Source organism: Niastella soli (assembly GCF_017742245.1).
GTDB classification, from domain to species: Bacteria; Bacteroidota; Bacteroidia; order Chitinophagales; family Chitinophagaceae; genus Niastella; species Niastella soli.
On the sequence record NZ_JAGHKO010000024.1, the window covers coordinates 284,009 to 295,508 of the forward strand.

An 11,500-nucleotide genomic window follows, 5' to 3' on the forward strand; every position below is an offset into this window, starting at 1 on the left:
ATCATTCTTTCCATCTCAACAGTTAATCAGTCGGCTTAATAATAATTGGCTCAATTGGAGGCAATGGCAGATGTAAACAGGCCTGAGTGATCAGGATGTTGTTGCATCGTGGATAATTTGGTAGTGCGACAAAAATTTACTGATTATTATCCACTCGGGCAGGCACACAACCTCTTGTGCCTGCCTCTTTATTTATATACGTGCTAAATATGGTTTGCATTCCTAATTAATTAAATAAAAAAGACATACCAGTAACGAAAAAATATAATAAATAGTCGCCCAAAGTTTACAAAATCGTTTAATACCGGGTAAATTTGAGATCAGGTTAATACGCATCTTTAGCATTAGTAGCAACTCTTAGCAAAGAGGGTTTAGGTTCTGATTACTTGAATGCTGCCACCAGGCAGCATGTACCGGAGTTCTTTAACAGGGAAAGAAAGATGATCTTTCTTTCCCGTTAAACCCGGCATCGGCGGCCGAAGCCTTGGCGTAGGCGGTCATCGGCCGCCGTCCTTCGACTCCGCTCAGGACTCGACACTTCGACTCCTCACCTAGGCCCCTCCTTCGCTAAAGCTTCGGTGAGCGAAGCGCTCCCTGCAGGTCCGTTCAGACTCCACACGCCTCGACCAAGTCCGGCGTAAATTGTTTGCCCTTCGAAATCTCGACTCTACTAATGCAGACTTGCTCAGAATTCAATAAAACGCCCACTATACTCAGCGTCAATAGATTCTCCTCAAACTTCCCCAGGTCCACTTTCGGGTCGCCTCCCACTTAACCATTATTATCTAATAATTTTCAATATTTCACGCAGGTATATCGGTTAACGGAATGTATAATACCTTTGTAACCCGATACGACGGTAAATACAATGACTATGTTTAAAGATGCAGCTGAACAAGAAATTGACCAGGTTATGAATCTCGCGTGGCAGGCTTTTCACCAATACCGGAAGTATTCGTTAAAAGACCGCGCCAAATTCATGCGCAGCATTGCCACAGAGCTGGAAAATGCAGGCGATGAACTGATTCAAACCGCTATGCGGGAAACCAATTTACCCGAAGCCCGTCTTCGCGGCGAAAGGGCCCGCACCATGTTCCAGTTAACCAGTTATGCCGATGCCTGTGAAAGAGGGGAGTGGCTGGAAGCAAGGATCGACACGGCCAACACTGCCAAAACACCGCCCAAACCCGATATACGTAAAATGCTGATCCCTTTAGGCCCGGTAGTGGTATTTGGGGCCAGCAATTTCCCATTCGCATATTCAACGGCTGGTGGCGATACAGCGTGTGCCCTTGCAGCAGGTTGCCCCGTTATTGTAAAAGCGCACCCGGCCCATGCGCAAACATCTGAAATGGTGGCGCAGGCCATACTTAAAGCAGCCGCGAGGTGCAATATGCCCAATGGCGTTTTTGCGCATATCCATGGCGCTTCACAGGAAGTAGGAAAAGCGCTGGTGACCCATCCCTATACAAAAGCGGTTGGTTTTACCGGTTCCTATTTAGGCGGCAGGGCCCTGTTCGACTGGGCCAATCAACGCAAGGAACCCATACCGGTGTTTTCTGAAATGGGAAGTGTAAATCCTGTGTTCCTGTTCCCCGAAAAAATGAAACAGGCTTCGGTTGAAATAGCTAAAATGTATGCCGGCTCCATTACGCTGGGAGTTGGGCAATTCTGCACCAATCCGGGTTTGATCTTCGGTATTGAAAGTGAAGAATTGCAACAATTCATCAACACCTTAGGCAATGAAATAAAAGCAGTGAACCCGGGCACCATGCTGCACCCCGGCATTGCAAAAAACTATGTAGAGAACAGGGCCAAAGCCCTTTCGCAACAACAGGTACAAAATATTGCAGAAAGCGATACCAAACCAACCGCCAATCAGGGCGTACCTACTATTGCATCGGCCACCGGCGAAGCCTTCCTGAACAATCCCGTGTTACATCAGGAAGTGTTTGGTCCGTATTCGCTGGTTATTCGTTGTAAAGACAAAAATGAATTGCTGGAAGTGGTGCGTCACCTCGAAGGACAATTGACTGCCACCCTGATGGCCACTGAAAACGATATGATAGCCAATGATGAACTGGTAGAAGCAATAAAAGATATCTGCGGCCGGTTTATCGTGAATGGGGTGCCTACCGGCGTGGAGGTCTGTTTAAGCATGCATCATGGCGGTCCTTTCCCGGCCACTACCGACTCACGCTTTACTTCGGTTGGCGCTGATGGTATTAAACGCTTTGCCCGTCCCATTGCCTATCAAAACTGGTCAGACAATTTGTTGCCTGATGAATTGAAGAATGGGAATCCATTAAATATTTGGCGTACTGTTAATGACGTGCTGACGAAAGACAGTTTATAGTTTGTGGTTTGTAGTTGCTGCCGCGCTTTGAAATGCTCGTTAAAACACTGCATTCTGACAAAGCAGACTGTCTGCATTTGCTCACGCATTTGAAAATAAAGAACTACAAACCACAAACAGCGTTGCCGTTTTATGCGGGATAGAAAAAAGCTTCCGTCCATAAATTTTAATTATTTTACTCGCATAGGTTTATGCTGAGCGTTTATAGAAAACGTTCAGTATGAATATGCGACAAACTTTGGCGTTCATGAAAAAGACCTTTTTCTGTGTCGATGCGCATACTTGCGGCAACCCGGTACGACTGGTAGCTGGTGGTGGCCCCATACTGGAGGGAAAGAATATGAGCGAAAAACGCCAGCATTTCCTAAAGGAATATGACTGGATCCGCAAGGGATTGATGTTTGAACCCCGCGGTCATGACATGATGAGTGGCAGCATATTGTACCCGGCGCACGATCCGCAAAATGATATTGCAGTACTGTTCATTGAAACAAGTGGTTGCTTACCCATGTGCGGGCATGGCACCATTGGTACAATAACCATTGCGATTGAAGAAGGATTGATAATACCCAAAGTACCAGGCACCGTTCGTCTGGAAACACCGGCCGGACTGGTACTGGTCAATTATCAACAGGATGGCAAAAAAGTAAAAAGCGTAAAGCTTACCAATGTACCGGCATACCTGGCTGCTGAAGGGTTGCCAATAACATCCCCCGACCTGGGTGAGCTAACCATTGATGTAGCTTATGGCGGTAACTTTTATGCTATAGTTGATGTACAACCTAATTTCAAAGGGTTGGAACATTATGGCGCCGATCAGTTGATTGCCTGGGCACGTGAACTACGCAAACGGATAAATACAGCCTACTCTTTTGTACATCCGGAAAACCCGACCATCAATGGCTGTTCGCATATTTTATGGACGGGTGCCGTAATTGACAACCATGCTACCGCCCGTAATGCGGTCTTTTATGGCGATAAAGCCATCGACCGGTCACCCTGTGGAACCGGTACGTCGGCCCGTATGGCGCAATGGTATGCCAAGGGAAAGTTGAAAAAGGAGGATGTATTTGTACATGAAAGTATTATTGGGTCGCAGTTTGCAGGCCGTATTGAAGAAGAGACAACAGTTGATGGCAAACCGGCCATTCGCCCAAGCATAGAAGGCTGGGCAAAGGTATATGGGTACAATACTATTACTATAGATCCTGAAGATGATCCATATGCATATGGGTTTCAGGTAATGTAAAAGGCAATGGGAAATGGGAAATGGGGAAATACAAGAAAAGGCGAATGCAGCTTGAACCTTTCACTTTGTCAAAGACGAAATCACTATTGAATTTCAATATCTACCTTGGTTATCATTAAACATACCACATGAGTAAACAGGTTACAATAATAGGCGGCGGCATTATTGGTCTTTGCTGTGCTTATTACTTACAGAAAGAAGGCTATGAAGTTACGGTTATAGAAAAAGGTAACATTACCGATGGCACTTCTTTTGGCAATGCCGGTTATGTATCGCCCAGTCACTTTACCCCGTTGGCTTCACCTGGCATAGTAGCACAAGGCTTGCGTTGGATGCTAAGTGCTACCAGTCCGTTTTATATAAAGCCCCGCCTTAACCTCGACCTCATAAAATGGTTAATGACCTTTTGGAAGCAAGCGAATGCCCAAACCCTGCAACAGAATATACCGCCGTTAAACGATCTCCTGCACCTTAGCCGCGAATTGACCAGTGATATAAAGAATGATATTGGCAATCAATTCCGCATGCAGGAAGTAGGTTGCTTTATGTTATATAAATCGGCCGCTACGGAAAAACATGAAATAGAACTGGCCAAAGAAGCAGCAGCGCTGCATATAGACACCAGGATCCTGAACGCTCAGGAAATACAGGCCATGGAGCCTGAGGTACAGGTTGATGTAAGGGGAGGGGTTTTATACCCCATCGACTGCCACCTGCACCCCGGTGATTTTATGCATACGCTGAAAACCCATTTGGAAAAGGCAGGCGTAAAACTGCAATTGAACACTACAGTGACCGGTTTTGAGAAAAAAGGCAATACTATTACGGCTGTGATCACAAACCAGGGCAAATTCGAATGCGCACAACTGGTGCTGGCCAGTGGAAGCTGGTTACCCGTAGTAAGTGAAAAGCTGGGTGTTTCCCTGCTGTTACAGGCAGGCAAAGGTTATAGCATGACCTATGAGAACGTAAAACGCAATTTGCGTTACCCGGCTATACTTGTTGACAAAAGAGTGGCCATGACGCCCATGGGCCCCGATCTGCGGATGGGCGGTACCATGGAAATAAGCGGGCTCAATTCTCCCATACTGGTAAAACGCGCCCAGGCCATTTATAATGGCGCTAAGGCCTATTACCCCGATCTGGCATTAGACATGATGCCCAAAGAAAAGATCTGGTACGGGTTACGTCCACTTACGCCCGACGGGCTTCCCTATATTGGCGCACATAGTAAATATTCGAACCTGGTGATCGCCGGCGGACATGCCATGCTGGGGGTATCGCTGGCCGCTGCCACTGGGAAACTGGTTGAGGAACTGATTGGTAAAAAGGGGACTTCGATTGAAATAGGGGCATTCAGGCCGGAAAGATTCTAGGTTTGTGGTTTGAAAACTGTTTCCCTTATCTTTACCCTATTACATAATTTTGAATCCAAGTGTCTGAAAACCCTGTTTTTGCTTCAAAAAACATTCCGGTCATTAATTGCCTGCGTGGAATTGCCGCTACAATGGTTTGCTTTTTCCATTTCATTGATACAAAGGGTTATATAGACAATGCTGACATAAAAAGTATCTTCAGGATCGGGCATTCCGGTGTGTATATATTTTTTGTGATCTCGGGTGTGGTAATTCCGCTATCCATGATCCGGGGTGGATACAGGTACCGGAACTGGGGAAATTTCATGTTGAAACGGTTAATAAGGTTAGAGCCGCCATATCTGGTCTGTATTGTTTTGACGCTCATTTATTTTCAGCTCAGGGTGTTTGTTCCTACTGCAACCGATATTAACTTAACCCCCAAAACCACAGACATCTTTCTTCATCTGGGATATTTAATACCGTTTTATCATGGCCAATGGGTTTTAGAAGTGTTTTGGACACTGGCTGTGGAATTTCAGTATTACCTTGTTTTATCACTATTGCTGCCTGTTGCTTTGACTGGCAATAAGATCTACCGTTACTGCTTTTATTTAATACTGCTATCTATCCCGTTCCTTTTGCCAAACAAGGAATTTTTCCCGTTACATGCGCCTCTTTTTCTCATGGGTATCCTTTATACATTTTTGCAAATGAACATTATTGAAAGCAGAGAATGTTTTTTGCTTACGTTGCTTTGCATAGCCGTGTCTGTAATGGTGTCGCCGGTAATTCATGTTATAGCGGGACTAGCTACCATTCTTATCATTCATTTTTTGCCTAATCTTACCACGCCTGTTCTTGAATTCCTTGGAAAGATATCCTACTCGCTGTATTTGCTTCACCTGATAACCGGTAAAGCATTGATAAATGTGTTATCGCATAAATTTAGCGCCGGGTACCAAATAACTATAATAATCATAATCGGGTACCTTTTCTCCGTTTTATCAGCCTGGGTATTTTATAAAATCATTGAAAACCCGGCCCAGAGATGGTCCGGCAGGATAAAATATAATCGCATCTTTATAACCATAAAAAAACAGGACATATGAAAAAATCTGCCATTGCTGTTTTCATGCTCATGTTCTTAGCTACAATTGCTTTTTCCCAGGAACATCAGCTTGTTAAGAAATGGGAAACTGATACCTTGTTGAAGGTGCCGGAATCGGTTTTATACGATGCAGAAAATAAGATCTTATATGTAACCAACATAGACGGGCAACCATGGGAAAAGGATAACAAAGGGTCGGTAGGCAAAGTAGGGCTCGATGGCAAGATCATTGCCGTTGACTGGGTAAGCGGTTTTAACGCGCCCAAGGGAATGGGGTTATATAAAAACAATTTGTATGTAGCCGACGTTGACAAAGTGGGGGTGATCGATACCAAAAAAGGCGTGCTCACCCAAACCATTCCTGTTACCGGTGCCGAAGGCCTGAATGACCTTACAGTTGATAAGAAAGGCGTGATCTACGTATCGGACTCTAAAACCAAAAAGGTACACCGCATAGAAAATGGACAGGTAACAACCTGGCTCGAGAACCTGAAAGGCCCTAATGGGGTGTTCATTGAAGGCAACGACCTGTATCTGCTGGATGCCGGGTCTTTAAATAAAGTGGAAAAAGACAAATCGCTTACCAAACTGGCCGATGGACTGGAACATGTTACCGGTAAAGATTACATCGTGAGCTGCTGGATCGGTACGGTGTATTATGTGAAAGGAGATGGCACCAAACAAATGCTGCTCGATACACGTGAGCAAAAATCGAATACAGCCGATATTGGGTACGATGCCAAAAACAGGATCGTATATATACCCACCTTCTTCAAAAATAAAATAGTGGCGTATGAACTAAAGTAGTAATGGAACGTTAAAATTGACGATCAGTTATGGCAAACGTGCTGTTGATAGTACTTTTATGTTCGTATTCGCTTTTATATGGATTTTAATTCTACTAATTTATCTATTGGGCAGACCGGTTATTTTTCGAAGATCATCTTAGATTATTTGGACCAGTCGCCCTCATTGCAACCTTTTTATAAGCATCCGGTATCGTTGGAAGGGATAAACGCCGCCATTGCCGCCCGGCAATTGGTACAACCCGACCGAGAATTACTGGTAAAAGAATTACAGCAACAATACGCTGGGGTGAACACTACGCCCCAGGTGCAGCAGAACCTTCAACAACTGCTGCAACCCAATACATTTACCATTACCACGGCTCACCAGCCAGCCATTTTTACCGGCCACCTGTATTTTATTTATAAAATAGTACATGTAATAAAGCTGGCCGATCAGTTAAAAAAGGAATTTCCTGATAAACATTTTGTTCCGGTATTCTGGATGGGCAGCGAAGATGCTGACCTCGATGAACTGGGCCATGTTTATCTGGGCGGTGAAAAGCTGGTATGGGATACCAAACAAACCGGGGCTGTGGGCCGAATGACTAACAAGGGGCTCGATAAACTGATCCATCGTATAGACGGTGAGTTATCGGTTCAACCCCATGGTAAAGAATTAATACAACTGTTGCGTGATGCCTATCTGGAGAGCCTCGATATTCAGATAGCCACGTTTAAGCTTATTGATGCCTTATTTGCATCCTATGGCCTGATCGTGATCCTGCCCGATAATGCGAACCTGAAAAAAGTGATGGAACCGGTTTTCCGGGAAGACCTGCTGCAACAAATGCCCGCGCAGATAGTAGGGAAAACCATTGAGCAGTTATCAAAGGAACATAAAGTTCAGGCCTCGCCCCGGGATATCAATTTATTCTACCTGAAGGATAATATCCGCGAACTGATCGAATTAAAAGACGGACGCTATGAGGTAAGGAACACCACCATTGGTTTTACCAAAGAGGAGATCCTCACCGAACTGAGCAATCATCCCGAGCGGTTCAGTCCGAATGTGATCTTACGCGGATTATACCAGGAAACGGTACTGCCTAATATTGCGTTTATTGGTGGTGGTGGCGAAACAGCTTACTGGCTTGAGTTAAAAGGACTGTTTGAACATTACAGTGTACCATTCCCCATGCTGGTGTTGCGTAATTCATTTTTGATAGTAGAGAAAAAGTGGCAGGAAAAGATCCATAAACTGGGTTTGCAATCAAAAGACTTTTTTCAATCAGAGCAACAGCTGCTTACCCAGCTGGTAACACGCCACAAAAACGGGGAGCTGAAACTAAAACATGAACTGGAAGCGGCCATGCACATGTATGAGCAGTTAAAAAATAAAGCAGCGGCCATCGATCAATCGCTCACTCAACATGTAGAAGCATTACAGGCCCGCACGCTGAAGCCTTTACAGGAGCTGGAGAAGAAATTACTCCGCGCTGAAAAAAAGAAATATGAAGCTGAGCAACGGCAGATACAGGTCGTCAGAACGGCTATATTCCCTCGCAACGGGTTACAGGAACGGGTCGACAATTTTATGCCCTGGTTTGCATTGTGGGGAAAGGAATTTATTCAAAAAGTATATGATCACTCGCCCACTTTAGAGCAGGAGTTTATTATTCTGGAAGAAAAGTAAAGTAACGCCTATAAAATTAAAAGGGGCTGACGGAATTCGTCAAGCCCCTTAATTATTTAAAACAGGAAGTATTATTCTTTTACACGTACGGTGAAGATGCCATTATTGCCCGATCTGTTATCGGCCAACAGGTATAATTTCACCCGACGGGATTTATCGGTACGAATACAGACCGACTGCATATTGTAACCGGTAAAACCATTATCTGCTTCATTCAAATGAAACAGGGAGTTTACCTTCATTTTCTTGCGCACCACTTTGCGGGAGGCATTTTCAATAACAGCCAGGTAGCTATCGCCCATGGTCTTGTGGTCTTTGTCAGCACTTTCAGAAAGCAAGCTAACTACCAGCCAATCGTTCTTATACGAATAGGCGAGGCCAGATAATCCAACAACCTGTTTGGGTGTTTGTGGCAGATCAAAACTTACGGTAGTGATCTCTGCATTGGCCTGGTTCTTCCAGAAATCAACATCCGTAACAATGATGTGTTTTTCAGGGGCCGTTTTATGGTCGCGGTTACACAAAATAAGTTTACCCAGCACAATGGCTGCTGATTCAATATTGATAACTCCTACGGTTTCTTTCAACCGGTTATAGAAAACGGAAATATCAAATTCTTCTTTGGTAAAATCATCCAGGTTAACCAGGATAGCCTTGTGGTGTTTGTCTTTAATATCGAAACCCATTACCAATAAGCGGGGAATGCTATTCACCACTATAATGGTAGTCGCTTCGAAATCGGATTTTGACCCAGGCAGGATCTTGGGATCATCGTACCCTAGTAATTGATGTTTTGCCTGTACCTGCCACTTTTTGAGGGCAACCAGGTCACTGGCATCATCATCAACCAGGTATAGGGTGTCATTAAAAAATTCAACATTCGAGCCAACGGGAAAATCCGGAACATCTCTATAGTCGAGCAATTTGAGTTTCATACCGCGCGCAAATTACAAGGATGAAATATATTTGCCTAATCAAATTTGTTTTCCCACCCTTGTTTTTTAAGATTTTCGACCTTTACCAATACCTCTTCTTCCAATTTCTTCTTGTAGACAGCTACCTGATCCCCAATATGTTCATCAAATGAACCAATAATGGAGGCCGCCAGGATACCGGCATTTTTAGCCGCATTCAGCGCTACAGTAGCAACTGGTATGCCATTGGGCATTTGTAGAATTGACAATACAGAATCCCAGCCATCTATTGAATTGGAAGACTTAATAGGCACCCCGATCACTGGCAATGGCGTAAGGGAAGCTACCATACCAGGCAAATGGGCCGCGCCGCCGGCCCCGGCAATAATCACTTTCAGCCCCCGTTCGCGGGCTTTTGTGGCATATTCCACCATCCGCATAGGCGTACGATGCGCGCTTACCACTGTTAATTCAAATGCAATACCCAAACTTTTTAAAACCTCAGCCGCTGCTTGCATAACAGGCAGGTCGCTATCGCTGCCCATAATAATCCCAACCTTTACATCCATATTAAGACTAAGTTATAGGCAAAGAAAAGAAAATATTTGCGCACCCGCAAAGGCTGGCAAGGGCCTGCCTATTTTAACAGGTCACCTTTTAACCGAAGGAGTTCCGTCTCGGCCATTTTGGTATTGTACTTGGCTGTGATCAGGCGAATATAAGCATCCAGCTGGCTTTTTTGGGCTTCGCGTAACTCAAGAGAAGTAGTTACCCCTTGTTTTAAGCGTTGCAGGGCAATATTTACGTTCTCATCAGCCATTAAAATGTTTTCATATTCTACATCGAGCAGTTTTTTTTGCAATTCGTAATCTTTAAAAGAATTGCTGATACCTACATCGATCAGCGAGTGTTGTTTTTCGTAATTCAGCTGCTGGTACTGTACATTCAACTGCGCCTGTTTAATAAGCCGGCGGGTATTAAAACCATTCAGAATGGGAACATTCAACCCGAACCCGTAATTAAATCCTCTGTTCTGGTTATAGAAGGGCTGGTTTTGGTTTACTACCACGCTGTTATTGGTTTTGGCAAAATTATAGGCTGAATTAAAGGATAGGGTAGGCCACAATCCGGCTTTTTGTTCCTTTACACCAAGATTGGCCACATCGATGCTCTTTTTAGCCGCCAGTAACAAAGGATTACTTTCTTCAAACTTCTGGGCAAACTCACCATATTGTAATGTCATATTAAGTGGAATAGTATCTTCCACCTCATATACGGAGCCTAGTTTAAAACCTATTAGCTGGTTCAACTGATCGCGCAACTGAGCCAGTATAGATTGTTGCGTGATCTGAATGGTCCTTTGTGCATTGAAGTCGACCTTGGCTTGCAGCAACTCGGGTTTGCTGCCAAGTCCTACAGATAATTTTTTATCGGCCAGTTGAACTCGTTCTATATAAACGGTATCCTGATTTTCAAGCGCTCTTAAAAATTCTTTCTGGCGAACAATGCCATAATAACTATTGATAACCGCGGCCACGCTGTTTATAACCTGCGTTTTCAGGTTAAGGGCACCCAGGGCTTCCTGCTCCATCAATCTTTCACGGGTCGCAAACATCTTTAACCCATCGAAAAGAGTCCAGTTAAGGCTTACACCATAGTTTAAATTACTGGTACGTACCCCATTACGGCTCACCAAACTATCTTTTCCACTAGTCCGGCTGGCGAATTTCAACTGTTGATTATTGGTATTCCAAACTGCAGCAGCCGTTCCATTCAACTGTGGCATAAAGGCACCGAATGAATAATACCGGTCCAATGCATAAGAAGTAGAATCATTACGGCTCAATAAGATATCGTAATTATTTTTCAAGGCCGCCGTGATGGCATCCTGTAAGGTTAGCTGTTGTTGTGCGTTAACGAGTACGGAACTAAGCAACCCGATAACTAATATTGAAACATATTTCATATTCTGAAGAAACTGTTTGTTATACTTGAAATGGTACAGGTTCCAGGTTGTCCCGACTGGTCGGGATA

At 44.3% G+C, this 11,500-nt stretch carries 9 protein-coding genes; 6 read left to right on the forward strand and 3 right to left on the reverse strand.

Features of this window, described 5'->3' with window-relative positions; all coding sequences use genetic code 11:
• Nucleotides 1–868 precede the first annotated feature (868 nt).
• The 6 genes from J7I42_RS34010 to bshC all read left to right on the forward strand — a co-directional run bounded on the left by J7I42_RS34010 (nucleotide 869) and on the right by bshC (nucleotide 8,552).
• Nucleotides 869–2,356, forward strand: a complete 1,488-nt coding sequence (locus J7I42_RS34010) for an aldehyde dehydrogenase (NADP(+)) (protein WP_317196280.1) — start codon at nucleotides 869–871, stop codon at nucleotides 2,354–2,356.
• A 247-nt stretch (nucleotides 2,357–2,603) separates the two neighbouring features.
• Complete coding sequence (locus tag J7I42_RS34015) at nucleotides 2,604–3,605, forward strand: 4-hydroxyproline epimerase (RefSeq protein WP_209144839.1); 1,002 nt, start codon at nucleotides 2,604–2,606, stop codon at nucleotides 3,603–3,605.
• Between the two features lie 128 nt (nucleotides 3,606–3,733).
• Entirely contained in the window at nucleotides 3,734–4,981 is a 1,248-nt protein-coding gene (locus J7I42_RS34020; protein WP_209144841.1) for an NAD(P)/FAD-dependent oxidoreductase, read from the forward strand.
• A 59-nt stretch (nucleotides 4,982–5,040) separates the two neighbouring features.
• On the forward strand, nucleotides 5,041–6,072 hold the full coding sequence (locus J7I42_RS34025) for an acyltransferase family protein (RefSeq protein WP_209144843.1): 1,032 nt from the start codon (nucleotides 5,041–5,043) through the stop codon (nucleotides 6,070–6,072).
• The gene (locus J7I42_RS34030; RefSeq protein WP_209144845.1) at nucleotides 6,069–6,878 is read left to right on the forward strand and encodes an SMP-30/gluconolactonase/LRE family protein; all 810 of its coding nucleotides are present in this window, start codon (nucleotides 6,069–6,071) and stop codon (nucleotides 6,876–6,878) included. Before J7I42_RS34025 ends, J7I42_RS34030 begins: the two co-directional genes overlap by 4 nt.
• Before the next feature lie 78 nt (nucleotides 6,879–6,956).
• The gene (gene bshC / locus J7I42_RS34035; protein WP_209144847.1) at nucleotides 6,957–8,552 is read left to right on the forward strand and encodes a bacillithiol biosynthesis cysteine-adding enzyme BshC; all 1,596 of its coding nucleotides are present in this window, start codon (nucleotides 6,957–6,959) and stop codon (nucleotides 8,550–8,552) included.
• 71 nt (nucleotides 8,553–8,623) lie between these two features.
• On the opposite strand, the gene J7I42_RS34040 is transcribed toward bshC, so the two are convergent.
• From J7I42_RS34040 to J7I42_RS34050, 3 genes are all read right to left on the reverse strand, one after another.
• On the reverse strand, nucleotides 8,624–9,487 hold the full coding sequence (locus tag J7I42_RS34040) for a DUF6929 family protein (protein WP_209144849.1): 864 nt from the start codon (nucleotides 9,485–9,487) through the stop codon (nucleotides 8,624–8,626).
• Nucleotides 9,488–9,522: 35 nt separating this feature from the next.
• Nucleotides 9,523–10,035 (reverse strand): 5-(carboxyamino)imidazole ribonucleotide mutase, encoded by a 513-nt coding sequence (purE, locus tag J7I42_RS34045; RefSeq protein ID WP_209144851.1) that lies wholly within the window; start codon nucleotides 10,033–10,035, stop codon nucleotides 9,523–9,525.
• Between the two features lie 68 nt (nucleotides 10,036–10,103).
• Nucleotides 10,104–11,432, reverse strand: coding sequence for a TolC family protein (locus J7I42_RS34050; protein WP_209144853.1), 1,329 nt, complete (start codon nucleotides 11,430–11,432; stop codon nucleotides 10,104–10,106).
• Nucleotides 11,433–11,500: the final 68 nt, after the last annotated feature.

What these genes read in the sequence shown, in the direction of transcription:
- J7I42_RS34010 (WP_317196280.1), top strand. Translation starts at nt 869, where the DNA reads ATGACTATGTTTAAAGATGCAGCTGAACAAGAAATTGACCAGGTTATG.
- J7I42_RS34015 (WP_209144839.1), top strand. Translation starts at nt 2,604, where the DNA reads ATGAAAAAGACCTTTTTCTGTGTCGATGCGCATACTTGCGGCAACCCG.
- J7I42_RS34020 (WP_209144841.1), top strand. Translation starts at nt 3,734, where the DNA reads ATGAGTAAACAGGTTACAATAATAGGCGGCGGCATTATTGGTCTTTGC.
- J7I42_RS34030 (WP_209144845.1), top strand. Translation starts at nt 6,069, where the DNA reads ATGAAAAAATCTGCCATTGCTGTTTTCATGCTCATGTTCTTAGCTACA.
- bshC (WP_209144847.1), top strand. Translation starts at nt 6,957, where the DNA reads ATGGATTTTAATTCTACTAATTTATCTATTGGGCAGACCGGTTATTTT.
- J7I42_RS34040 (WP_209144849.1), bottom strand. Translation starts at nt 9,487, where the DNA reads ATGAAACTCAAATTGCTCGACTATAGAGATGTTCCGGATTTTCCCGTT.
- purE (WP_209144851.1), bottom strand. Translation starts at nt 10,035, where the DNA reads ATGGATGTAAAGGTTGGGATTATTATGGGCAGCGATAGCGACCTGCCT.
- J7I42_RS34050 (WP_209144853.1), bottom strand. Translation starts at nt 11,432, where the DNA reads ATGAAATATGTTTCAATATTAGTTATCGGGTTGCTTAGTTCCGTACTC.